The organism is Seminibacterium arietis (assembly GCF_042675725.1).
Classification (GTDB): domain Bacteria; phylum Pseudomonadota; class Gammaproteobacteria; order Enterobacterales; family Pasteurellaceae; genus Seminibacterium; species Seminibacterium arietis.
Window position 1 is genome coordinate 26,886 of the sequence record NZ_JBHTJN010000008.1, and the last position, 25,388, is coordinate 52,273.

The 25,388-nt window shown below is 32.2% G+C and carries 17 protein-coding genes; 8 read left to right on the plus strand and 9 right to left on the minus strand.

Annotated features, from left to right (window positions below; all coding sequences use genetic code 11):
* Positions 1–266 precede the first annotated feature (266 nt).
* The 5 genes from mukF (at position 267) to sbcB (ending at position 9,289) form a co-directional block, all read left to right on the plus strand.
* Positions 267–1,592, plus strand: coding sequence for a chromosome partition protein MukF (gene mukF, locus ACFQ02_RS02770; protein WP_380819023.1), 1,326 nt, complete (start codon positions 267–269; stop codon positions 1,590–1,592).
* A gap of 14 nt (positions 1,593–1,606) precedes the next feature.
* A complete protein-coding gene (mukE, locus tag ACFQ02_RS02775) occupies positions 1,607–2,326 on the plus strand; it encodes a chromosome partition protein MukE (RefSeq protein WP_380819026.1) in 720 nt (239 codons plus the stop codon).
* The gene (mukB, locus tag ACFQ02_RS02780) at positions 2,326–6,828 is read left to right on the plus strand and encodes a chromosome partition protein MukB (protein WP_380819579.1); all 4,503 of its coding nucleotides are present in this window, start codon (positions 2,326–2,328) and stop codon (positions 6,826–6,828) included. The genes mukE and mukB overlap by 1 nt, the downstream gene beginning before the upstream one ends.
* Positions 6,829–6,925: 97 nt before the next feature.
* On the plus strand, positions 6,926–7,786 hold the full coding sequence (locus tag ACFQ02_RS02785; RefSeq protein ID WP_380819029.1) for an EamA/RhaT family transporter: 861 nt from the start codon (positions 6,926–6,928) through the stop codon (positions 7,784–7,786).
* 42 nt (positions 7,787–7,828) lie between these two features.
* The gene (gene sbcB, locus ACFQ02_RS02790; RefSeq protein WP_380819032.1) at positions 7,829–9,289 is read left to right on the plus strand and encodes an exodeoxyribonuclease I; all 1,461 of its coding nucleotides are present in this window, start codon (positions 7,829–7,831) and stop codon (positions 9,287–9,289) included.
* A gap of 457 nt (positions 9,290–9,746) precedes the next feature.
* Here the strand turns inward: sbcB and ACFQ02_RS02795 are convergent, their stop codons facing one another.
* The 6 genes from ACFQ02_RS02795 to rplY all read right to left on the minus strand — a co-directional run bounded on the left by ACFQ02_RS02795 (position 9,747) and on the right by rplY (position 18,415).
* On the minus strand, positions 9,747–10,214 hold the full coding sequence (locus ACFQ02_RS02795) for a ClpXP protease specificity-enhancing factor (protein ID WP_380819034.1): 468 nt from the start codon (positions 10,212–10,214) through the stop codon (positions 9,747–9,749).
* Positions 10,214–10,855: a stringent starvation protein SspA gene (gene sspA / locus ACFQ02_RS02800; protein ID WP_380819037.1), complete on the minus strand. Its 642-nt coding sequence runs from the start codon at positions 10,853–10,855 to the stop codon at positions 10,214–10,216. Before sspA ends, ACFQ02_RS02795 begins: the two co-directional genes overlap by 1 nt.
* A gap of 120 nt (positions 10,856–10,975) precedes the next feature.
* A complete protein-coding gene (gene recD / locus ACFQ02_RS02805; protein WP_380819040.1) occupies positions 10,976–13,009 on the minus strand; it encodes an exodeoxyribonuclease V subunit alpha in 2,034 nt (677 codons plus the stop codon).
* Positions 13,010–16,597 (minus strand): exodeoxyribonuclease V subunit beta, encoded by a 3,588-nt coding sequence (gene recB / locus ACFQ02_RS02810; RefSeq protein ID WP_380819043.1) that lies wholly within the window; start codon positions 16,595–16,597, stop codon positions 13,010–13,012. It abuts the gene before it with no gap.
* Positions 16,598–16,670: 73 nt separating this feature from the next.
* Positions 16,671–17,981, minus strand: a complete 1,311-nt coding sequence (locus ACFQ02_RS02815) for an NCS2 family permease (RefSeq protein ID WP_380819581.1) — start codon at positions 17,979–17,981, stop codon at positions 16,671–16,673.
* A gap of 146 nt (positions 17,982–18,127) precedes the next feature.
* Complete coding sequence (gene rplY, locus ACFQ02_RS02820) at positions 18,128–18,415, minus strand: 50S ribosomal protein L25 (protein ID WP_380819045.1); 288 nt, start codon at positions 18,413–18,415, stop codon at positions 18,128–18,130.
* 226 nt (positions 18,416–18,641) lie between these two features.
* Between rplY and ACFQ02_RS02825 the strand changes: the two genes are divergently transcribed.
* On the plus strand, positions 18,642–19,250 hold the full coding sequence (locus ACFQ02_RS02825; protein ID WP_380819048.1) for a DedA family protein: 609 nt from the start codon (positions 18,642–18,644) through the stop codon (positions 19,248–19,250).
* 71 nt (positions 19,251–19,321) lie between these two features.
* Here the strand turns inward: ACFQ02_RS02825 and ACFQ02_RS02830 are convergent, their stop codons facing one another.
* Together ACFQ02_RS02830 and glnS are read right to left on the minus strand one after the other, a co-directional pair.
* Complete coding sequence (locus ACFQ02_RS02830) at positions 19,322–19,756, minus strand: YcgN family cysteine cluster protein (protein WP_380819051.1); 435 nt, start codon at positions 19,754–19,756, stop codon at positions 19,322–19,324.
* A gap of 92 nt (positions 19,757–19,848) precedes the next feature.
* Positions 19,849–21,516, minus strand: a complete 1,668-nt coding sequence (glnS, locus tag ACFQ02_RS02835) for a glutamine--tRNA ligase (protein ID WP_380819054.1) — start codon at positions 21,514–21,516, stop codon at positions 19,849–19,851.
* A 291-nt stretch (positions 21,517–21,807) separates the two neighbouring features.
* Here glnS and tdeA point away from each other — a divergent pair, with 291 nt between their 5' ends.
* Both tdeA and ACFQ02_RS02845 read left to right on the plus strand, forming a co-directional pair.
* Complete coding sequence (gene tdeA, locus ACFQ02_RS02840) at positions 21,808–23,178, plus strand: toxin/drug exporter TdeA (protein WP_380819056.1); 1,371 nt, start codon at positions 21,808–21,810, stop codon at positions 23,176–23,178.
* 70 nt (positions 23,179–23,248) lie between these two features.
* Positions 23,249–24,157 (plus strand): lysine exporter LysO family protein, encoded by a 909-nt coding sequence (locus ACFQ02_RS02845; protein WP_380819059.1) that lies wholly within the window; start codon positions 23,249–23,251, stop codon positions 24,155–24,157.
* A 48-nt stretch (positions 24,158–24,205) separates the two neighbouring features.
* On the opposite strand, the gene rnd is transcribed toward ACFQ02_RS02845, so the two are convergent.
* On the minus strand, positions 24,206–25,381 hold the full coding sequence (rnd, locus tag ACFQ02_RS02850) for a ribonuclease D (protein WP_380819062.1): 1,176 nt from the start codon (positions 25,379–25,381) through the stop codon (positions 24,206–24,208).
* Positions 25,382–25,388: the final 7 nt, after the last annotated feature.

Here is a 25,388-nt window from a genome sequence, read left to right on the forward strand (position 1 = left end):
ATTAGACACTGATGACCATCAAGTTTTATCTAAGTAATTTTTATATTTTCCTCAATCTCAAGAACGAATATCTGTTAGATTTTATTAATCCAATTTTTTATTGCTCTTTCAAATTCTATTATACGTTCTTGTTGATTGAAAAAAGGTAATCCAAAAATTTAAAATAAATATCTCTATAGCAGAGAAACGTCGATCTTCATACTATTATGAAAGAATAAACTTCGGTATAATCAACATTAATTTTGATTTGCTTATGAGAAAACAGGATGCTTGACTCATCACATACAATTCATGAATTAGTTTCTTGGACAAAAGAACGTGAGTTTTTTTTAAACTTGTCTTCCGAACGCCTATCTTTTTTACTTGCTATCGCTGTTTACAATAATGAACGTTTAGACGGAGAAATGCTAGAAGCCGATTTAGTAGATCTTTTCCGTTATGTTTCTGCTGCCTTTGAACAATCTCAAGACACCCTTGCTATTCGTGCAAATAATGCTATCAACGAACTTGTGAAACAACGATTTTTAAATCGTTTTACTAGTGAGTTTACTGAGGGGTTATCAATTTATCGCTTAACGCCCTTAGGCGTTGGTGTATCTGATTATTATGTACGTCAACGTGAATTTTCTGCTTTACGCCTTTCAGTTCAACTTTCTATTGTGGCTGATGAGATCCAAAGAGCATCAGAAGCAGCTGAAGAGGGCGGGGACGAACATCATTGGCGACGTAATGTATTTGCTCCGTTAAAATATTCGGTTGCTGAAATTTTTGATAGTATTGATTTTTCACAACGTGCTATGGATGAAAATCAACAAATCACTAAAACTGAAATTGCAAATCTATTAACTAAAGACTGGCAAGCTGCGATTAATAGTTGTGAAAAATTACTTGATGAAACTTCAGCAAATTTACGTGAATTACAAGATATGCTAAATGCTGCGGGAGATAAATTGCAAGCTCAATTGTTACGAATTCAAGATTGTGTGATCGGAAATCAAAAACTATTTTTTATTGAGCAACTTATTGCTGATTTGCAAGCTAAATTAGATCGCATTATTAATTGGGGGCAACAAGCAATCGATTTATGGATAAGTTATGATCGCCATGTACATAAATTTATTCGTACTGCTATTGATATGGATAAAAATAGAGTGTTTTCTCGTCGTTTACGTCAATCTGTACATCATTACTTTGATTCCCCTTGGTATTTATGGGTTGCACAGACAGAAAGGCTCATTGACTTGCGAGATGAAGAGCAGATTCTCCGTGAAGAAGATGCACTTGGCGAATTACCAGAAGAGCTACAATACGAAAACTTAGCAGATTTGCACGAGCAAATTATTGAACATATGCAAACATTATTAATTAATTATCGAGAAAATAATCAACCAATCAACCTAAGTTTAGTATTAAAAGAACAGCTAGAAAATTACCCTTTACAGCGACATTTTGATGTTGCACGAATTATCGTCGATCAAGCTGTTCGATTAGGTATAGCGACTTCGGATCTTACTGGTGCTTATCCGCAATGGGCGACAATTAACTCTCATGGTGCAGAAGTGCAAGCACATTGCATTGATGAATATAAATAGGAATATAGAACACAATGACAGAAAATATTCAAGAAATTATTTCCGTTAAACTGGCTCAAGCTATTGCTAATCCTTTATTTCCTGATGTAGACAGTAAATTACGAGCGGGACGACATATTGGTACAGAGCTGTTAGATCAACATTCATTTTTAATGGATTTCCAAACAGAGATGGATCAATTTTATCGCCGTTATAATGTGGAATTGATTCGAGCACCTGAAGGTTTTTTCTATTTACGTCCTAAAGCAACGACTTTGATTGCTCGTTCTGTATTAACCGAGATTGAGATGTTAGTTGGTAAAGTTCTTTGTTATTTATATTTAAGTCCTGAACGCCTAGCTCAACAAGGTATTTTTTCTACACAAGAAGTGTATGACGAGTTACTCAATTTAGCAGATGAAAATAAATTATTAAAAACTATTAATCATCGTTCTTCAGGTTCTGATTTAGATCGGCAAAAACTAGCAGAAAAAGTGCGTTCAGCATTAAATCGCTTACGGCGTTTAGGTATGATTTATACTGTAGGGGAGCAAAATAGTAATAAATTTACTATTTCAGAGGCTGTGTTTCGTTTCGGTGCAGAAGTGCGTTCGGGGGACGATCCATTGCAAGCACAATTACGTTTGATTCGAGATGGGGAAGCCGCTAATCTAGAATCTTTACAGCAAGAAAAAAGTGCGGTAAAAAATGAAGAAATTTATGAAACTGACGAGCAAGAACAAGGAGAAGAATGATGTGGAATGAAGATAATCTTGAATTAGAAAAAGAAGAAAAAGAGCAAGATGAAATTTCATTTGTGGCATCGTCACAATCCATACAGTCTCAAGTAAAACGAGGTAAGTTTCGTTCTTTAACTTTAATTAACTGGAATGGTTTTTTTGCTCGTACTTTTGACTTAGACGAATTAGTTACTACGCTCTCAGGGGGAAATGGTGCAGGAAAATCTACTACTATGGCAGGATTTGTTACTGCATTAATTCCTGACTTAACATTATTGCATTTTCGTAATACTACAGAAGCAGGAGCAACTAGTGGATCTCGTGATAAAGGTTTACATGGTAAACTTCGACCAGGCGTTTGTTATGCAGTATTAGATACTCTTAATTCACGTCATCAGCGAATTTTAGTAGGCGTTCGACTTCAACAAATAGTGGGTAGGGATAAAAAAGTTGATTTAAAAACTTTTTCTATTCAAGGTTTAGAATTATCAATAAATCCAACTTCTATTTTTACAGAAAGTTTAAATGAACGGCAAGCTAGAGTACTAAATTTGACTGAGCTTAAAGATAGAATTGAAGAAATTGGGGGACAATTCAAACAATATCATTCTATTACTGATTATCATTCAATGATGTTTGATTTAGGATTAATTCCCAAACGCTTACGTTCGGCATCAGAACGTAGTAAGTTTTATAAATTAATTGAAGCTTCTCTTTATGGTGGAATTTCCAGTGCAATTACTCGATCTTTGCGAGACTATTTACTACCTGAAAATGTAGGTGTCAAAAAAGCCTTTCAAGACATGGAAAGTGCTTTGCGTGAAAATCGAATGACACTGGAAGCAATTAAAGTGACTCAATCTGATCGTAATTTATTTAAACATTTAATTACAGAAACGACTAATTATGTTGCATCAGATTATATGCGACATGTTAATGAGCGGCGTAGTAATATTGAAGCTGTGTTGGCTGCTAGAAAAGAATGGTATATTGCAAAATCCGAACAAAGTTTATCGCAACATAGGTTGATAGATTTAAGTCGTGAAGTGGCTGAATTAGAGGAAAATGAACACGCTTTAGAAGTGGATTATCAAAGTGCGGTTGATCATTTAAATTTAGTGATGAATGCTTTGCGTCATCAAGAAAAAATCACACGTTATCAAGAAGATCTAGCCGTATTGCAAGAGAAATTGGAAGAGCAAAAAATTGTAGTTGAAGAGGCTAATGAGCAACAAGAAGAAAGCCTGTTACGATTAGAAGAATTAGAAGAAAACATTGATCAGCTACGTAATCAATTAGCAGATTATCAACAGGCCCTCGATGCTCAACAAACCCGAGCTTTACAATATCAGCAAGCGTTGCAAGCCCTTGAAAGAGCAAAAAAATTGTGTGGATTATCGGATTTATCCAGTAAAAATATTGATGATTATTATCATGAATTTGAAGCTCAAAATGAAGATTTAACGCACAAGCGACTTGATTTTGAACAACAACTATCTGTATCTGAAATTGCAAAAACACAGTTTGATAAAGCTTACCAATTATTGTGTAAAATTGCAGGGGAAGTATCTCGTTCTGAGGCATGGGAACAAGCAAAAACTTTGTTTGCTGAATTACCATCACAACGTGTTCAAGCTCAACTTGCACCAGAGCTACGAACTAAATTACATGATTTAGAAAAACGTCAACAGCAACAACAAAGTGCGGTTCGTTTATTAAAAGAATTTAATCAACGTACAACATTAAATCTGACAAGTGCAGATGAGTTAGAGGATTATTTTTCTGAACAAGAAGCTTTATTTGAAACTTTATCAGATGAACTAGCACAACAAGTAGAAGAGCGTTCTATTTTAAAACAAAAACGAGAACAATTGACCGCACTTTATGAAGAAAAAACGCAAAAAGCTCCAGCGTGGCTGACAGCTCAATCTGCATTAGAACGTTTACAAGAGCAAAGTAATAGTGAATTTTGTGATAGCCAAGACGTAATGAATTTTATGCAGTCATTATTAGCGAAAGAACGTGAATTGACTATACAACGAGATCAATTAGACTTAAAGCATAAGCAATTAGAAGAACAAATTTCTCGTTTGAATCAACCTGATGGTTCAGAAGATGCTCGCTTAAATCTACTTGCGGAACGTTTTGGTGGTGTGTTGTTATCTGAGTTATATGATGATTTACCATTTGAAGATGCTCCTTATTTTTCTGCTTTGTATGGACCTGCTCGCCATGCTATTGTCGTTAGAGATTTAGCAGCTATAAAAGATCAATTATCTCAACTTGAAGATTGTCCTGATGATTTATACTTAATTGAAGGCGATCCTAGTGCTTTTGATGAAAGTGTGCTTGTTGCGGAAGAATTACAATTTGGTGTGGTAGTGCAAGTATCTAATCGTGAATTACGCTATTCTAAATTTCCTGAAATTCCATTATTTGGGCGTGCGGCTCGTGAAAAACATTTGGAATCTTTACAGGCACAACGTGATGAAATTGCGGAAAATTATGCACAATGTGCTTTTGATGTGCAAAAATGCCAACGATTACATGAACATTTTAGCCAGTTTATTGGTTTACATTTAGCGTTAGCATTTCAACCAGATCCCGAACAGCAGATGGCGGAATTATACAATGAACGTAGTGAAATAGATCGAAAACTTACCGCACTTTCTGCTACAGAGCAACAATTACGAAATCAACTAGATGATGTAAAAGAAAAAATTCAACTATTAAATAAATTAGCACCACAATTTAGCTTAGTAGATGATACTGATTTAATAGATCGTATTGATGAATGTAAAGAACAGCTAGATTTAGCAGAACAAGATGAATTTTTTATTCGTAAACATAGCGTGACATTGTCACAATTAGAGCCTATAGCGAATGTTCTGCAAGCTATACCTGAAAATTATGAGCAGTTAAAAGCAGACTATGATCAATTAGTTAGCTTGCAGAAGCAGGTGCAACAGCGATTATTTGCTTTAGCCGATGTAGTGCAACGTCAATCACATTTCGCTTATAAAGATGAACAAGGTGTAGAAAGTGGGGGATTAAATCAACAGCTTCGTTCAAAACTTGAGCAATTACAACAAGAGCGTGAACAACAACGTGAACAAGTTCGATTAAAGCAAATTCGTTTTTCTGAATATAACCAAGTTTTTATTGGTTTACGTAGTGCTTTTGATGAGAAAAATAAAGTATTAACGGAATTATTAGAAGAAGTCCATCAACTTGGTGTTCGAGCAGATCAAAATGCAGAGCAACGTGCAAAAACAAGGAAAGATGAACTTTATCAACAACTTTCTACTAGACGACAACGCCGTAGCTACATTGAAAAACAATTAACTTTAATTGAAAGTGAAAGTGAAAATCTCAACCGCCGTATTCGTAAAGCAGAGCGAGAATATAAAACTCAACGTGAATTAGTTGTAGCTGCGAAAGTAAGTTGGTGTGCTGTGCTATGGCTTTCTCGTCATGCTGATGTAGAAAAACGGTTAAATCGCCGTGAATTAGCTTATCTTAGTAATGATGAATTACGCTCTATGTCTGATAAAGCTTTGGGTGCATTACGAACGGCAGTTATGGATAATGAATATTTACGAGATAGTTTAAGAGTTTCTGAAGATAGCCGTAAACCTGAAAACAAAGTGCGGTTCTTTATTGCAGTTTATCAACATTTACGTGAGCGTATTCGTCAAGATATTATCAAAACTGATGATCCTATTGATGCCATTGAACAAATGGAAATTGAGCTTTCTCGATTAACTGATGAACTAAAAGGACGCGAGAAAAAGTTATCAATTAGTGCTAAAAGTGTAGCAAATATTATGCGAAAAACGATTCAACGTGAACAAAATCGCATTCGCATGCTTAATCAAGGATTACAAAATATTTCCTTTGGGCAAGTTAAATCTGTGCGTTTAGTAGTGAATATCAGAGATACTCATGCAATGTTATTAGATGCTTTATCTAATCATCAAGAACAGCATCAAGATTTGTTTAACGATAATCGTATAACTTTTTCTGAAGCTATAGCAAAACTTTATCAGCGTCTAAATCCTCATATTGATATGGGACAACGCACGGCTCAGACTGTAGGGGAGGAGTTACTAGATTATCGTAATTACCTTGAGTTAGAAGTTGAAGTTTATCGTGGCACAGATGGCTGGTTGCGGGCAGAAAGTGGTGCGTTATCCACAGGGGAAGCGATTGGTACGGGAATGTCTATCTTATTGATGGTAGTACAAAGTTGGGAAGAAGAAAGTCGTCGTATTCGAGGTAAAGATATTATACCTTGCCGTTTATTATTCTTAGATGAAGCTGCTCGATTAGATGCAAAATCTATTTCTACATTATTTGAATTATGCGAGCGTTTAGATATGCAATTATTAATCGCAGCACCTGAAAATATTAGTCCTGAAAAAGGTACAACTTATAAATTAGTTCGAAAAATTTCAGATAATCAAGAATATGTTCATGTGGTGGGGTTGCGCGGATTTGGAACATTACAAAAATAGAGTAGAGTCAAAATAGCAAAAATTTTCGCCGCACTTTTACTTATAGTGAAAATTGTCGAACAGTATTTTTTAAAAGTTTTTAACCAGGAGAAATTAAATGCATAATCTTATTATTGCTATTTTATGTAGCGTAGCCGTTTCGGCTTTATTGAAAGTTGCTCGGAAGAAGAACCTCATTGTAGAACAGATGATAGCTTTTAATTATATTACGGCGATTTTATTATCATATTTTTTATTAAAGCCTGACTTTAAAGGATTACAATTTTCAGATGTGATTATACAAAGTGAACAATCTATTGTATTTATCATATTAGGTATTTTATTACCTGCCGTATTTATTATTATGGCAAAAGCCGTTGAATTTGCGGGTATAGTCCGTTCTGATGCAGCACAAAGATTATCTTTGTTTTTACCTATTGCAGCATCCTTTTTAATTTTTGGAGAGCAATTTAGTCAATCTCGTTTAGTGAGTATTGTTCTAGCATTTTTCTCATTATTTTTCCTTTTATTGAAACCAAGTGGAAATATTTCTACCAACACTGTAAAAGGAGCTGTTACACTCATTCTAGTTTGGCTTGGTTATGGAATTATTGATATTTTATTTAAGCAAGTAGCAAAAACAGGAAGTAATTTTCCTACAGTATTATTTATCTCATTCTTTTTTTCTGCTTGCTTTACCTTTATCTATTTATTAATCAAAAAAACAACATGGACAGTATCAGGATTATTATATGGAATAATGCTAGGCTTTTTAAACTTTATGAATATATTGTTTTATATTAAAGCACATCAAAGTTTCAATCAAAATCCAACGATAGTGTTCACAGCAATGAATATTGGTGTAATTTGTTTAGGTACAGTTATTGGTGCAACAGTTTTTAAAGAGCGAATTAGTAAAACTAATGGGGTAGGCGTTGCACTTGGAATTTGTAGTATCCTATGTTTATTTTTATTATAGCTATTGAGAACAACTGTAAATCTGCATAAAAGAAGAATGAATATGAACGATGATTTTAGCTTTTTTATCTATGATTTTGAAAGTTTTGGAATTAATCCAGCTCAAGATAGACCTGCTCAATTTGCTGGAGTTCGCACGGACAAAGATTTTAACATTATTGATAAACCGATAATTTTATATTGTAAACAAACTAATGATTATTTGCCTTCCCCTGAAGCTGTATTGGTAACAGGAATAACGCCTCAAGAATGTAATGAAAAAGGAATTCCAGAACCTGAATTTGCAGAACGAATTTTACAAGAATTTAGTCGTCCCAATACTTGCATAATGGGTTATAACAATATTCGTTATGATGACGAACTTACTCGCTATTTGTTTTATCGTAACTTTTTTGATGCTTATGAATATAGTTGGAAAAATGGGAATTCACGTTGGGATTTATTAGATCTAGTACGTGCTTGCTATGCTTTACGCCCCGAAGGAATTAATTGGGCATTTGATGATCAAAATATACCTTCTTTTAAGCTAGAAAATTTGACTAAAGTAAACAACATTGAACACAGTAATGCTCATGATGCAATGGCGGATGTTTACGCAACCATTGAGCTAGCAAAATTAATCAAACAAAAACAACCCCAATTATTTAATTATCACTTTAATCATCGAATCAAAAAAAACATCATAAATGAAAAAATATATGAAAAAGGACATGAAAATGCCCTGATAAATATAGCGGAATTAAAGCCATTAGTTCATGTTTCTGGAATGCTTGGGAATTATCGAGCTAATTGCTCTTGGATTGCTCCTTTAGAATGGCATCCAACAAATCAAAATGCAATTATTGTATGTGATTTAGATAGCAATATTGATGCGTTATTAACTGAACAAGCAGAAAAATTAAGAAAAAATTTATATACTAAAAAATCAGAGTTAGAAGAAATAGGAGAATTACCAGTACCTTTAAAATTAGTTCATTTAAATAAGAGTCCTTTTTTAGCTCCACCTAAAACACTAAGTCCAACCAGAGCAGAGCAGTTGGGGATTAATCGCAAACGCTGTTTGGAGAATTTAGAAAAATTACGCAAATCTACAACTATTCGCCAAAAAGTTGTGGATATTTTTAATGAGAAAATTATTTTTAAAGATGATGATATTGAAGCTGCACTCTATAATGGATTTTTTAGTCGAAATGACAAAAGTAATATGGAAATATTACATTCCATTATTAAAACAGATCCTAAAAAATTAGCAGAACATAGGTTATGTTTTGAAGATAGTCGTATAGAAAAATTGTTATTTCATTTTAGGGCTAGACATTTCTATAAGACAATGACACGAGCAGAGCAAGTAAAGTGGGATAAATATCGCCGTCAAAAATTAGAAAAAAGTTTGACTCAATTTGAAGAGTCAATTCGTCGATTAGCAAGAGAACATGAAAACAACGCTGAAAACATAAAATTATTAAAAGATTTATATGAATACGCCTCTAAGTTATGTAATTAAATATAATCAAAAAAACTTTTTCATTTTCCTACCGCACTTTATGTGCGGTTTTTTATAATGTAGTGACAATGTCACATTAAGTTTCAATAACGCTTTTACCTTTACGTTTTATTGACAATTCAATATACCCATTTAATAACTATTTAAAGTCATAAACAATATCAATACCCCTACACAGATTTTATCTTGCTTTAGCAATGCAAACATGCTGTGCATAAGTCTGTGATTTACTTAACCCGTAGCTTTTGATAACCTTATAACTAACTTCGCATAATGTATATTATGTTAAATAAATAGACGAGGTGTAACTTTTGTTTAAAAGTTGTTATTTTTTATTATGGCTTATGTGACATTGTCACTGTTGGTTTTAATTAAATACTCTACTCTTCTGTATTATTAATATAAAAAACCGCACATAAAGTGCGGTAGGAAAATGAAAAAGTTTTAATGAATTGTGTTAATTAGACTTGTTAGTGATAATACGTAAATTAGGAGATTTTCTTTCTTTATCAAAACTTGAGCTTGAATTAAGATTATTATTCGTAATTTTATTTAATTTTAATTTCGGATTTTCTTTTTTGATATTATTTGATTTTTCATACGCTATTTCAGGCTCGAACATAACGCCATCACCATTTTCACGAGCGTAAATAGCTAAAGCAGCTCCCATAGGAATATACAGATTCTGAATTTCACCATTAAACCTTGCATTAAATTGAATATAATCATTCGTCAATTGCAAATTACCAGTAGCTCTTAGTGATAAGTTCAACACTATTTGTCCATCTTTAACGTACTCAAGAGGTACTTTAACCCCCTCGTAATCTGCATTTACAATTAAATAAGGTGTAAAATCATTATCCACTAACCAATCATAATATGCTTTTAATATATAAGGGCGTTTCGGTGACGATCTGAATTCCATTATTTATCATCCATCAAGTTTCTAGGAGTGTACTCAGTAATTGATTGTAAAAAAGAATCTCGTTGAAAAACTCGTTCCATATAAGATTTTATTGCTTTACTTCCTGCACCTGTAAATACAACGCCTAGTTGCTGCATTTTCCATAATAAAGGAGCAATATAACAATCTACTAAACTAAATTCTTCACTCATAAAATAAGGAGTTTGGTTAAAGATAGGAGCAACTGCTAAAAGCTCTTCTTTTAGTTGATTTAATATATCATCACGCTCTTTTTCTGTTGAAACTGTCTCAATTTTTTGTAGCATAGAATACCAGTCTTGCTCAATCCTCATCATTAATAGACGGCTTTTACCGCGAGAAACAGGATACACAGGCATTAATGGCGGATGTGGAAAACGCTCATCAAGATATTCCATAATGATGCGAGAATTGAATAAAACAAGATCACGATCAACTAATGTAGGCAGAGTTCCATAAGGATTAAGTTCCATTAAGTCTTCTGATGGAATTTTTGGATCAACTGTTTGTGAATCATAAGCAACCCCTTTTTCCGCTAACACAATCCGTACTTGATGACAGTAAATATCTGTTTTATTTGAAAAAAGCGTCATTATAGAACGTTTGCTTGCAGCACTAGTCATCTCATCCTCCGAGACATTTAAATATCAACATAAATATAATTTGGTATTTTACCATAAACAAGACACTAATTTCCAAATATGCGTTGATTTTTTTATCTACAATTAAAAATCTTTTTAGATTTAATCTGTATCTTTTTTATGTATAGATAGCATATTTTTTAATAAATATTCTAGTCCACTCTGTCGCTCAGTTTTTTTGCTAACCGCATTTTCCCAACTTAATTGATTAGCAAATATAGTAATTTGCTCTTTTGCTCTTGTAATGCCTGTATAGACTAGTTCTTTGGATAAAATAGCACTAGGCTCTGTTGGTAACACTAAGACTGCATGGTTAAATTCTGAGCCTTGAGCTTTATGCACAGTCATTGCAAACGCTGTTTCATGTTTTGGAATCCGACTAGGGATATATTTCTTAAATTGTTTATTATTATCATTTTTTTCAAACCAAAAATACCCTTTTGACTCTCCTACTTCATTTTTACTGATAATATATAAGCCAATATCTCCATTAAATAAGCCAACATTAGCATTGTTTTGAGTGATCATTACTGGCTTACCAGTAAACCAATCGGTATGTTGTTTAAAATTCAATAAGCCTAATTGCTGTAATTTTTCAGTGATGCGTTGATTTAAATTTTCGCTACCTAACTCACCGATTCTAAGTGCGGTTAAATATCTAATTTTATTAAATGAATCAAAAATTTGTTTAAGATGATATTCCTCTAAAAGAACATTATTTTTTTCTATTTCTTTTATTAGTTCTAGATAAGTGCGGTAGTTTTCTGCCGCATTATTTACTATAGTATTTACACAAATTTCAACATATTTTTGATACTCTTTTTCTTTGAGATCGTCTGTTACGAGTGAATCAAAATTAATTAGTTGAATTTCAGATTTAATATCTGCACTATCGTCCTGAATCATCTTCCAACTCTGTTTACCTTGAGCTGAATTGACTAATTTGGCTAAATGACCAATCTTAGATTGTTGATGAAAACGTCGACTTTCAACTAAATTGCATAAACAATTTTGAATTGGATTTCCGAGATCTATGATCTCAACTGGTTGATTTGTAGTCTGTTTTATATAATCTACTAGATCCGCAGTATATCCTTGAACAGTAAATTTACCCAACTCTCCTAATATTGCACCAGCCTCTACTGAAGCGAGTTGATCCTTATCGCCTAATAAAATTAATTTTGTTTGTGGTTTTAATGCCCGCAATAATTTTGCCATTAAAGATAAATCAATCATTGAGGCTTCATCAACTACTAATATATCAATAGGTAATGTATTTCTATCATGGTACGTTGTTTTTTCTTCATAAAAACGAATACCTAATAATCTATGAAGTGTTTCCGCCTGTGTTGGAATTGTACAAGCAATTTGTTTATCAATATTATTAAGTTGAGCAGTAATACTTTCTGTTAAACGAGCAGCAGCTTTACCTGTAGGTGCAACTAATTTTATACGTAACTCTGAATCATCTTTATATTTTAATTTATGTAGACTTTGCAGAATAGCTAAAATACGAGCAACAGTTGTTGTTTTTCCAGTACCTGGTCCGCCAGTGATCAAACAAAAAGGTTGACATATTGCAATTGTAGCAGCAACTTTTTGCCAATCTATTTTATTAGATTGCAACGAAGGAAAATATTTATCTAAAATTACTTTGATTTCAGAATAATTTAAAATTTCCTGATTAAAATTTACTTGTTTATTTACTGCTGAAAACAAATATTTTGCAATACAGTATTCGTCTTGCCATGCACGATAAAAATACAACGCATCAAATTGAAAAACTAAAGGAGCTAACTGTTCTAAAGGATTTGATGTAAAAGCAATGTGATCGGATAATGTTTGTTTCCATTGATCTGGTGCTAAATGATCAATTTTTTCTTGAATATCGGAAAGTATTGATTGAGAATTTGAATTTACTGAAAAGAATCTGTTAAGAAGATTTTTTTCTAATACTAAACAAGTATGACCTTGTTGATAATTATAATTGCAAAGTGCGGCCAGTAATATTGCCAGATTTTTAATCTTATCAGGATAGTTAAACGGTTCTTGTTTATTTGCAATTAACTTAGCAAAATAATAATCTGCTTGGCTGATAATATCCTGTTTTTCCAACTGTTCTAATATTGAAAGCATTTAAAATAAATCCTCTAATTTTTCAATTAAATGATGATGAGGCTTATCAAAATAAATACCATTATTATTTATACCGTTCATTCCTCTTAAAAATAAATAAATCACTCCTCCAAAATTTTTCTCATACTGATAATTTGAATCTCGCTGAGTTAAATAACGATGTAATGCTAAGCTATAAAATAAATATTGCCAATCATAATGGTGTTTTATCATTGCTTGCTTTATTCTGGCATCACTATAATACTCTTCTCCTTTACCGAGAAAATTAGATTTATAATCTATTAAATAGTATCTTCCATTGTGGCGAATTACTAAATCAATAAATCCTCTAAGCATACCTTGAATCTTGTCAATTCCTTCATTATTTAATTTTTCTGAGGGTAAATGATGATGTTCATTTAAAATCTCATTGAATTTTTTAACGTCAAATTTATGTTTTAATTTTAGATAAAAAGGCATTTCTTTTATGCAATTTTTTGCTGTAATTTGATTTAATTTTATTTCTGTTTCTGAGGATGTTAAAGGTGTATCTAATATAGTATTTAACCATTGAGCTAGCATAGGTATCCAAGATTCATCTAACTGTAATCGATGGCATATTTGCATAATATCTTTTTTATCAATAGAGTGCGTAAAATCTATTTTTTCAAATAAATAGTGCAATTCTGTTCCTATTTTTGCTCCACAAGGTAAATCAAAAGGTGAATAATTTAAAGGATAAAAGTTCTCTGTTACGATATTTTGATTAACCTCTTGTTCTATATCATAATCCTTAGCTTCATCAAAAAGTACTTTATCTGAAATTATATCTTGTGTATTTGTTCGATATTTATATTGCTCATGTTTATGCACAATATTTGTAAAGCTAGTTACCATCCAATTATGTTCAATAGTATTAGTAAAAGTAGCAGGTAATAATTCTAAGTTTGATATATTATCTTTTGATTGTGTTATTTTTATTGAAGTTAAATTATCTGTTTTACCAAAAACTATTTGATTATTCCCTATTTTATTCTGCCAAGATAATATTAACTTTTCTACCTCTATTGTTGTTTCTTCACTGTGATTTCCTTGCGTTAAAGCATACAATAAGCTATTCCATGTAGTATTATCAAAATATTTAGGTAATCCTAATACAATTTGATACTTAGCTCGAGTTAATGCAACATAAAGTAACCGCATTTCTTCAGCTCGTTTTTCTTTTTGTACTAATTCATTATTCTGTTTATCAATATCCCATAAAATACTTTCAGCTTGTTCAGAATAATAAGTAGCAATGTCATCAATTTTTTCTTTTGAAGATATACCAATAAAAGGTAACCATACAATATCATAAGCTAATCCTTTTGATTTATGTATAGTCACAATTTTAACAAGTTCTCGTTCGCTTTCTAAACGAATATTTTCGTCAAATTGATCCACGCTTTTAATTTTAGTTTTAAACCAATGTAATAATCCTGCTTCATTTTCATTAGTTATACTTGCTTGTTGTAGTAATTCACTTAAATGTAAGAAATCTGTAATGATTCTTTCGCCTTTAGGTAGACTCAGTAAAGTTTCACTTAATTTTTCAGTAAACAATAATTGATGCAACATCACTAGTATACCCTGTTGTTGCCAAATATAGCGATAGTTGATAAATCTGGCTACAGTTTCTTCCCAATAAGTTTCATTTTGTTTAGTATTATAAATATTCGCACAGTCACGACAGAATAAAGCTGTAGAAATAGCATTTAGAATATTACGTTCATTAAAAGGATTAAGGCAAGCTGTCAAAACTAATATTAAATCTTGTGCAGTTTGGCTATTAAATACATTACCTTTATCTGATAAATATACTGAAGGAATTCCCAATTCTTGTAATTCATTTCGGATCAAATCTGCTTCATATATATTTCTAACTAATACTGCAATATTTTTCGCTTGTAGTATCTCGTTATTAATTATAGCCTGTTTTTGTACCGCACTTTTTAACCATTGATAAATCGACATTGCACAAGATTTTGCAAGATCCTCTTTACTGTTTTTTTCACTCAAATAAATTCGGCATGCTGGCTCAATTTCATTATTTAAAATAAAAGGTAATTTTTTTTGTCCAGCTTTAACAGAAGAAAATTTGATTTGATCAAATAAAAATGGAGGTGGTTGTTGAAAATCAAATAGTGCGTTAACACAGTCAATAAGCTGCTCACTAGAACGCCAGTTATTGACTAGAGTAAAATGTTGTTCTGCTTGTTTTGCTGCTTTCAGATAAGTAAAAATATCAGCACCACGAAATTTATAAATAGATTGCTTAGGATCTCCAATAATAATAAAACCTTTGTCAATTTGTGTTTTTTCAATATAAATTTTTGAAAAAATATCATATTGTTGTGCATCAGTATCTTGAAATTCATCAATCATAGCAAAAGGATATTGACAACTAATAAGTTGTGCTAATGTTTCACCTTTTCTATTATATAAACTCTCTCTAACTAACCTTAATAAGTCATTAAAACCTTTTTGCTTGTGATCATTTTTATACTCAATTAATTTTTGTTTAATCGCAACAATACAATGATAGAGTAAAATATCTTCTTTTAATTTAATAGGAAAAGAACTCTCTTTTTCATGCAATTTTTCTGCGTAGTCAAACAAAAAGTGAGAAATTTGATTACCGCCTTTTTTAATTTTCTTTTCAATTGCTGAACGAGTGAAGTGTTCAATTAAACGTTTTGGTAATTTTAGTTGAAAACTATTTGCCCACTCTGTAATTTCTTTAGTATTTAATAAAGCTTTATAACTAGTTCCTTTAATGTGTTCTTTATTTTTTTCTAAAAAAATTTTTAATTGAGATTCTTTTTGCAACCATTGTTTTTTGAAATCTAAAATAGATCTACTTTCACTATCTAGATAGTGTAAATACTGTTGTAAAGATAATTTTAACAATTCTTCTTTTTGTGTAAATGGAATTAATTTTTCTGATGAAATATATTTATATATTTTTTGAATCAGTTGTTTTGGTGTTTCTAAACTTCTACAAACAAAATCTGCAACATAAACAGACTGCGAATAAAAATTATCTCGCCAAAATTCATTTGCAACTCGCTCAAGCAAAATACTTTCATTTGTAATTAATTCAAGGTCAAAATGAGTACTAGAATAAAAAGCATATTGCATTAACATTCGGTGACAGAAACCATGAATTGTATAAATTGCCGCCAAATCCATATTTTGTTCTGCTAGAATTAATCTGTTAATGGCTTGTTTTATATCTGGAATATAATCAACTAATTCAATTAGAAAAGAGTCATTTTTAAAAAAAGATTTATTTTTTTCTCGCTGATAAGTTTTAAGATGTTGTATCGTATCATAGATTCGCTCACGTATTCGTTTACGTAGTTCTTGTGTTGCTGCTTCTGTAAAAGTAACAACTAAAATCTGTTCGACACTCAAAGGATGTGGAAAATTTTGTTGGCCTGCTTGTAATAATAGCCGAATATAAAGCGATGCAATTGTATGCGTTTTACCTGTACCAGCAGAAGCTTCGATTAAATTGAACGTATTTAATGGAATTGTTATTGGATTTAGTGGTTCAGCTTTTTTCATAAACTCAAGTGCGGTTAAAAAATTAAAAGAAACGAAGACAATAAACCTATCTTCGTTTTAAAATTATCTTACTTTAACCAACCCAAGCAAATTTTGCAATAAATAGTAATGAAACAACCCAAACTGGTGCGTTAATTTCTTTCCAACGTCCTGTGCAAGATTTCATAATACAATAACTAATAAAACCAAATGCAATTCCTTCAGTAATGGAGTATGTAAATGGCATTGTTGCTGCCGTAATAAAAGCAGGAGTAGCTTCTGTTAGATCTTGCCATTGTACTCGAATTAAACTCGAAGCCATTAAAATTCCCACATAAACTAACGCACCAGCGGTAGCATATGGAGGAACTAAACTCGCTAAAGGTGAAAAGAAAATTGTCAGTAAAAATAATAATCCAACTACTACGGCAGTCATTCCTGTACGTCCACCAACAGAAACCCCCGCTCCACTCTCAATATAAGTACTGATCGCTGATGTACCAATGTAAGATCCTACTACTCCACTAACACTATCAACATATAAAGCTTGTTTCATATTTGGGAAACGCCCGTGTTCATCACTGATACCTGCTTTATCAGTTACACCAAGTAATGTACCAGATGAATCAAATAAGTTAACTAATAAAAAAGAAAAAATAATACCGAAAAGTGCGGTATCTAACGCACCTATAATATCTACTTCACCTATGACAGGAGATAAGCTTGGTGGCAATGATAAAATTCCGTTGAATACTACATTGTTATCAAATATAAGTGCAAGTGTAGTTACTACAGTAATAGAAATGAGAACTCCTGAGTAAATATTTCTAGCAGCTAGCACTACGATGATAAAAAAGCCTAAAATTCCCATTAATACTTGTGAATTATGTAACTCACCTAATGCGAGTAATGTAGCAGGATTAGCTACTATTAACCCCATGTTTTTAAAACCAATCAAAGAAATAAAAAAGCCAATACCAGCTCCAATCCCTACTCGCAAACTCAATGGAATAGATGACATTAACCAATAGCGGATTTGAAACAAACTTAATAATAATAAGCCAATTGAACCCCAAAAAATGGTTCCCATGCCAACTTGCCAAGAATAGCCTAATTTACCTACTACTACATAAGCAAAAAAAGCATTCAATCCCATTGCTGGTGCAAGAGCAATAGGCAAATTACTAAATAATCCCATCGCGATAGTCCCTAAAGCGGTAATTAAACAAGTAGTAACAAACACTACTTGTTTATCCATTCCTGCATCACCTAATACAGAGGGATTAACAAATACTACATACACCATTGTAAAAAAAGTAGTAATCCCAGCTACAATTTCTGTTTTCAATGTTGTATTTTTAGCTTTAAAATTAAATAATTTTGCTAGAAAATGTTGTTTCACAATAAAATCCCATCAGTTCTTGTTTTTGAAAAGAAGTTAATTAAAGAAGTTAATTTTTCCATTTTTTTAGTTAAAATGCACGATAAAATTTATCCAATAAAAAACCACCGCTATTTAGCAGTGGTTTTCTCTAAAATTTGATTTAAAAACTATACACGTTTAAAGTCAACGTGAATCAATTTAGGTTTGAATGGATGACGTTGCATTGCTTGTACTTTTACTGCAACTTCTTTACCATCAATCACCAACGTAATTACATCATTATAAAAATTCTCATGTATTTGAGCATTATTTAAATCATCATGATTTAATACGATGGAAACAGGAGCTTCTGAACCACCGTATACAATAGCAGGAATTTGACCATTGTGACGCAGGCGGCGGCTCGCACCCTTACCTTGCGATGAACGAATCTCAGCATTAAATTTAAATGTCATTTTAAAATTCTCTTTATTAAATTTACAATCAAAAACCACAGGCGACCCAGCGGTTTCACAAAACTAGTTCCCAAACTCGAACAAGATTGAGGAGCGGAATTATAATAAATTTATTGTATTAAATCAAACAAAATTCATAAATAACAAGTTTTTATAGATATTTATATAAAACTAGATAAAATAAGGGTTATTGTGATTATTTTCAAGATATTAATATAGGACTTAAATGGAGTTATTAATTCGTTTTTTTACTGATTTTGGTTATTTTGCTGTTCTCTTTGTATTGATCATCTGTGGTTTCGGTGTTCCTATTCCTGAAGATATTACTTTAGTTTCTGGTGGAGTTATTTCTGGTTTAGGCTATACCAACCCTCATATCATGCTTGTTATCAGTATGCTCGGTGTATTAATTGGTGATAGCACTATGTATTGGCTAGGGCGTATTTATGGTATAAAAATTCTTCGTTTTCGTCCAATGCGAAAAATTTTAACTCTAAAACGATTGAGAATGGTAAGAACGCAATTTGATAAATACGGCAACAGAGTTTTATTTACTGCTCGATTTTTACCTGGTTTACGTGCACCAATTTACATGGTTTCTGGAATTACTCGACGAGTTAGTTTTATTCGTTTTTTATTAATTGATTTTTTTGCAGCCATTATTTCTGTCCCTATTTGGATTTACTTAGGCTATTTCGGTGCAAGCAATTTAGATTGGCTTCATACGCAAGTTCAAAAGGGGCAATTTATCATTTATATTTTTGTTGCATTACTTGCGTTATTTTTATTTTGGAAATGGTATAAAAATAAGAAAACTAATAGAAATGAGAAATAACAAAAAAGTGCGGTTAATTTTTTAAAATTTAACCGCACTTCTATCTTCAATTTTAACTAACTACAACTTATTCACTCAATAATAAAATCAAACCAATCTATAACATCATCTTCGTGAATGCCATTATCAATTAAAATTCCAGCTTGCTTAACACTATTAAAGTTCCCTGAAATCAATGGATGCCAATCAAAAAGAGGTTTATTTTCATATAATAGACGATAAGCACAAGTTTTTGGTAGCCATTTAAAATCAGCTAAATTTCTTATCGTCAATTTAGTGCAATCAGATTCTAATTTAAATCGTTGAGAGTAATTACGACACTTTCCCGTTTCTAAATCCAGTAAATTGCAAGCAATTCGAGTAAAATAAAGTCGTTGTTTTTTACCTCGTCCTTCAATAAATTTTCGGTAACAGCATTTTCCACAGCCATCACAAAGTGCTTCCCACTCAGTTTCATTCATTTCAGTAAGTGATTTTGTTTGCCAAAAATTTGTACTTAATTGCATAACGTTACGGCTCTATCCTATAGAAATAGTCATTAATAGCTAACAAAGTGCGGTAAATTTTTTAATTTTTACTACACGTTAAGTTTAATGGATTAAAAACCTTCTTTTAAAGTTACTGTTAAATTAAAAACTAGGTGATCTTCCCTACTATCTTTACTGTCAGCACAGAAATACCCTTCTCTTTCAAATTGATAGGATTTTTCCACTACTGCATTTTGTAGACTTTTTTCAACAAAACCTTGTTTGATTACCAAGGAATTAGGATTTAATACTTCGTCAATATTTTCTGCCATACTTGGATTTGCGACTAAAAATAAGCGATCATAAAGTCGAAATTCTGCTGGTAAATTATCTGTTGCAGATACCCAATGAATCACACCTTTTACTTTACGACCATCTGCTGGATTTTTTCCTAGAGTTTGTGGATCATAAGTGCAATATACACAAATAATATTGCCATCCTCATCTTTTTCTACACGTTCAGCTTTGATTACATAAGCGTTACGTAGTCGCACTTCCTTACCTAATACAAGGCGTTTATATTGTTTATTTGCCTCTTCACGGAAATCCGCTTGATCAATATAAATTTCTCGTCCAAAAGGAATTTGCCGATGACCTAATTCTTCTCGATTTGGATGATTAGGTGCGGTTAAAATTTCACTATTTTGTAAATTTTCAATAACTACTCGCAGCGGATTTAATACAGCCATTGCTCGCGGAGCATTGTTGTTTAAATCATCACGAATACAGCTTTCTAATGCACTGTATTCTACTACATTATCTTGCTTAGTTACGCCAATACGACGACAAAATTCCCGTAGAGAAGCTGGCGTATAACCACGACGACGCAAGCCTGAAATCGTTGGCATTCTAGGATCATTCCAACCGTCTACAATACCGTCTTGAACTAATTTCAATAACTTACGTTTTGAAGTGAGAGTATATTCTAAATTCAAACGTGAAAATTCATATTGATTTGGTAGTGGTCGTTCAATTGAAATATTTTCTAATACCCAATCATATAAACGACGATTGTCTTGAAATTCCAACGTACATAAAGAATGAGTAATTCTTTCAATCGCATCAGAAATGCAATGAGTAAAATCATACATTGGATAAATACACCATTTATCACCAGTCTGATGATGAGTTGCAAATTTAATCCGATAAATGACAGGATCTCGCATGACCATAAACGGAGATGCCATGTCAATTTTAGCTCGCAAGCAAGCAGCACCTTCTGCAAATTCACCATTTTTCATTTTTTCAAATAGTTTCAAATTTTCTTCAATAGTGCGGTCACGATAAGGGCTATTTTTACCTGCTGTCGTTAATGTACCTCGATATTCACGAATTTCATCTGGTGATAATTCATCAACATAAGCTAGACCTTTTTTAATTAACTCTATTGCATAACTATAAAGTTGTTCGAAATAATCAGAAGCATAACGAGGTTGTCCCTGCCAGTGAAAACCTAACCATTCAACATCTTGTTTGATTGATTCGACATACTCTACATCCTCCTTAACGGGATTGGTGTCGTCAAAACGCAAGTTACACAAACCATTGTAATCTTCAGCAATACCAAAATTTAAACAAATTGATTTTGCGTGTCCGATATGTAAATAGCCATTAGGTTCAGGAGGAAAGCGAGTATATACATTATTATGTTTACCGCTAGCCAAATCTTGATCAATAATTTGGCGAATAAAATTATTTGGACGATGCTCCGTACTTTCTGCTATATCAATTTCACTCATTCTAGCCTCAAATCTTAAATTTTATCTTAGTCATATTGTAAAAATTTTTCTATTCTACCTTGTTTGCTTTGATAATACAAAGAAACCACACAAAAGTGCGGTTGATTTTGAATAAATTCATGATAAAATTTTTTATCAAATGAACGAACATTCATTTAGTTGTAACATACAATTACTCAGATTACAGTTAAATAGACAAAAACAGATTTTTTGCTACAATTTGCAAAGCTGTTATATAAAGATGAAGTGGTTATATTTACTGCACTTTGTAATACACTTAAGGACATAATTATGCTGAAGGTTTCAAAAATTTCTTTTGCCATAGCAACATCAATTCTATTGGTAAGTTGTGCTAATATTGATCATTCTTATCAGGCATCTCAAGCGGATTTCCAACAATATGAAGAACTTACAAAACAATATAAAATTCAAGAAAACTGGTGGACACTTTATCAAGATTCTCAGCTTAACCAATTAGTTGAAAAGGGATTAGCGAATAATAAAGACCTAGCAAAAGCAGCTATTGCAGTGAATATCGCTTTGTATAAGGCAAATTTACTAGGTGCTGCATTAGTCCCTAATTTTACTGGTGTGCTAGGATCATCGGCGAGTAAAAATATTCACATTGGCGGAAATTCATTGACTATTCATGAGGGATCTTTAAATGTGAGCTATACGCTAGACCTGTGGCGAAATTTAGCTGATTCAGCCTCAGCTGCAGAGTGGACTCATGCAGCAACAGCTAAAGATTTAGAAGCCGCTCGAATTTCTTTAATAAATTCTATCGTTACAGTTTATTATCGTCTTGCTTACTTAAATGATGCTATTAAAGTAACTGAACAAACGATTAAATATTATTCGAAAATTAATCATATCATGCATAATAAATTGAATCTCGGACTTGCTGATAGTGCAAGCACGGATCAGGCACAACAAGCTGTTTTAACCGCTCGTAATATGTTAATTGGTTATCAAACCCAACGAAAAGTCGCTGAAACAATGTTGCGAGACTTACTTAATCTTAAACCTAATGATGCGTTAAATATCAATTATCCTAAAATTCTTAGCGTTAAAAATGTGGGGATAAACTTGAATGTCCCATTTTCAACAATCGCTAATCGTCCTGATGTCAAGGCGATGCAATACCGTTTAAACTCAGCATTTAAAAATGCGAAAGCAATGCAGAAAAGTTGGTTTCCAAGTATTACGCTGGCAGCTGGCTTGAGTTCAAAAGGAAATAAAGTTGACAATACTTTTGAAGCACCTATTGCAAGTGGTTTAATAAAAGTCAATTTACCGTTCCTAAGTTGGAATACTGTAAAATGGAATGTTAAAATTTCCGAAGCAAATTATTCTGTAGCACTTGCAACTTTTGAGCAAAGTATTACTAGTGCATTAAACGATATTGATAAAAACTATTTTGCCTATACTCAAGCACAGCAAAATTTAGCTAATCTAAAACAAACTCATAATTACAATATGCGTATTACTCAATATTATAGAAATCGTTATAATGCAGGAATTGCAGAGCTTAAAGATTGGCTTAATGCGGCAAATATGGAAAAACGATCTGAATTAGCAATCTTGGATGCTAAATATAACTTAATTCAAAGTGAAAATGCAGTTTATAGCTCAATGGGGGGCTATTATTCTATTAATTAAATGTGGTTTAAAAATTTAAAAGGAAAGTACCGCACTTTCCTTTTTTATCTCATATAAAAAGGAAAATATCATGCTTAACGGTTTGTTGATTATATTAGCCCCTATGTTTTTAGGTTATTTAATCAAAACGAAAAATACTACCCTGTTACATTGGATCAACTATTCAATGATGATTTTACTTTATATCATTTTATTTTTAATGGGATTTGCCCTTGGTCAACTAGAAAACTTAGCTACCCAGTTGCCAATTATTGGTATTTCAGCTCTCACTTTTGCAGTATGTACGCAAGGGCTAAATATGATTGGATTAATTAGTTACGATAAATTTTATCCTGCTCCATTAAAACGGTCAAAGACAGATATACCCTCTCGCTGGAAATCTCTTTTAGACAGTGCCAAACTCTGTTCAATGGTTATTATTGGTTTTTTAATTGGATTTTTTAGTAAAAATTGGATCGCACTTCCTTTTGGTACAAGTACTTATGCATTGATTATTTTAATCTTTTTTGTTGGTTTACAATTGCGTAATAACGGTATTGGAATACGAGAAGTTTTTTTGAACAAACGGGGAATTCATACTGGGTTAATTTTTACCATAACTTCACTAGTTGGTGGCGTTATCGCTGCTTATATTTTAGCACTCCCAATAACACAAGGCTTAGCTATTGCTTCTGGATTCGGTTGGTATTCTCTTTCTAGTGTTACAATTAATAATGCTTGGGGGGCTGCGTTCGGTAGTATCGCATTTTTTAATGATCTTTCAAGAGAAATTGTAAGTTTGTTTATTATCCCATTTTTTATGACTAATTATCGTTCTACTGCTGTAGGCATTACAGGAGCAACTGCCTTAGATTGTACATTACCAATTATTCAACGCTCAGGTGGCATTGAGGTTGTTCCTTTAGCTATTAGTTTTGGGTTCATTACGAATATTTTACCACCTATATTACTAGTATTCTTTTCATCAATTCCAATTTAACAATAATCAACACCGCACTTTCTCTAACTTTAATAGTGCGGTATTGTGCTAATGGCATTCTTCTAATTCTTGTTTTAATGCATGAAAATAATCAAGTAATTTTAAACCATAAGGTTTTCGCCAATCACGGAGTAAATCAGGAAGAAAATTAGGATCTTCTTGTTTAATTAATATCCATTTAATAAAATTATTTAAACTTCGTCGGCTGGCTAATAGTTCATGATTCAAATTTTTAGGGCAAAGCTCTTTAAGTTTTTGGTGTAGCTTACATTCAATTTTCGAAAAGTAAGGTAGCTTGCTTACATTAATCACTAAAGGTGGAAAATATTTCTCATCACAATTCGTTGCTTGATGTAAAAGCTGTAAGATTTTTTTCCCATAACGGCGAACTTCTTGTACAGAAAAACCAAGCTCAAGAAGTGTACTAGTATGCGTTGGATTTTCATTTGCCACTTTCCATAAATTTGCCTCACGTACAACGAAGTTCAATGGTAAATTGCATTTAATAGCTTGTTCAAATCGCCATTTAGCTAATAATTTTAATCGCATTAGTGCAGCTTGATCCAATCGCCATGCATTACTTATAGACAAATAAGCTGTATCAGGATTTTGTATTGTTAATTTCTTTTCTATCATTAATTGACTATCAAAATCCACCGCTCTTTTCCATGGTGTCTGTAACAAGTCTTGCATAATTCGTTGATACAAGGGCAACAAATACCATACATCTGCTGCAGCATAATTTAATTGAAATTGGCTTAGTGGACGTTTCAACCAATTAGTACGAGTTGCTCCTTTATCAATATCAATAGAAAAATAATACTTAAGTAAATTTGCTAATCCCATTGATTGTCCTAATCCTAAAAATGCAGTTGCAATCTGTGTATCAAAGATTGGTCTTGGCATTTGCTTAAAATAATGTTGAAAAACATCCAGATCCTCACTGCAAGAATGCAATACTTTGATTACATTTTTATTTTTAAGTAAGTCAATAAAAGGCGAAAAATCATCAAGTTTAAGGGGATCAATTAAATAAACGTTCTCTCCTCCATAAAGCTGAATTAACCCTAATTTAGGAAAATAAGTACGTTCTCGTACAAATTCAGTATCTAATGCAATTGCATCTTTTTGCGAAAGTTGTTGACAAGCTTTTACTAATTGCTGATTTGAATCTATTACTTCAAAGTGCGGTAAATTTTGTAATTCTTTTTGCTGTTTTGACATAAAATAA

Bases quoted from the DNA above. Each gene is read 5' to 3' on its own strand.
- ACFQ02_RS02825 (WP_380819048.1), top strand. From the start codon at position 18,642: ATGGAGTTATTAATTCGTTTTTTTACTGATTTTGGTTATTTTGCTGTT.
- ACFQ02_RS02830 (WP_380819051.1), bottom strand. From the start codon at position 19,756: ATGCAATTAAGTACAAATTTTTGGCAAACAAAATCACTTACTGAAATG.
- recD (WP_380819040.1), bottom strand. From the start codon at position 13,009: ATGCTTTCAATATTAGAACAGTTGGAAAAACAGGATATTATCAGCCAA.
- glnS (WP_380819054.1), bottom strand. From the start codon at position 21,516: ATGAGTGAAATTGATATAGCAGAAAGTACGGAGCATCGTCCAAATAAT.
- ACFQ02_RS02795 (WP_380819034.1), bottom strand. From the start codon at position 10,214: ATGGAATTCAGATCGTCACCGAAACGCCCTTATATATTAAAAGCATAT.
- rplY (WP_380819045.1), bottom strand. From the start codon at position 18,415: ATGACATTTAAATTTAATGCTGAGATTCGTTCATCGCAAGGTAAGGGT.
- mukF (WP_380819023.1), top strand. From the start codon at position 267: ATGCTTGACTCATCACATACAATTCATGAATTAGTTTCTTGGACAAAA.
- ACFQ02_RS02845 (WP_380819059.1), top strand. From the start codon at position 23,249: ATGCTTAACGGTTTGTTGATTATATTAGCCCCTATGTTTTTAGGTTAT.
- tdeA (WP_380819056.1), top strand. From the start codon at position 21,808: ATGCTGAAGGTTTCAAAAATTTCTTTTGCCATAGCAACATCAATTCTA.
- mukE (WP_380819026.1), top strand. From the start codon at position 1,607: ATGACAGAAAATATTCAAGAAATTATTTCCGTTAAACTGGCTCAAGCT.
- ACFQ02_RS02785 (WP_380819029.1), top strand. From the start codon at position 6,926: ATGCATAATCTTATTATTGCTATTTTATGTAGCGTAGCCGTTTCGGCT.
- rnd (WP_380819062.1), bottom strand. From the start codon at position 25,381: ATGTCAAAACAGCAAAAAGAATTACAAAATTTACCGCACTTTGAAGTA.
- sbcB (WP_380819032.1), top strand. From the start codon at position 7,829: ATGAACGATGATTTTAGCTTTTTTATCTATGATTTTGAAAGTTTTGGA.
- mukB (WP_380819579.1), top strand. From the start codon at position 2,326: ATGTGGAATGAAGATAATCTTGAATTAGAAAAAGAAGAAAAAGAGCAA.
- recB (WP_380819043.1), bottom strand. From the start codon at position 16,597: ATGAAAAAAGCTGAACCACTAAATCCAATAACAATTCCATTAAATACG.
- sspA (WP_380819037.1), bottom strand. From the start codon at position 10,855: ATGACTAGTGCTGCAAGCAAACGTTCTATAATGACGCTTTTTTCAAAT.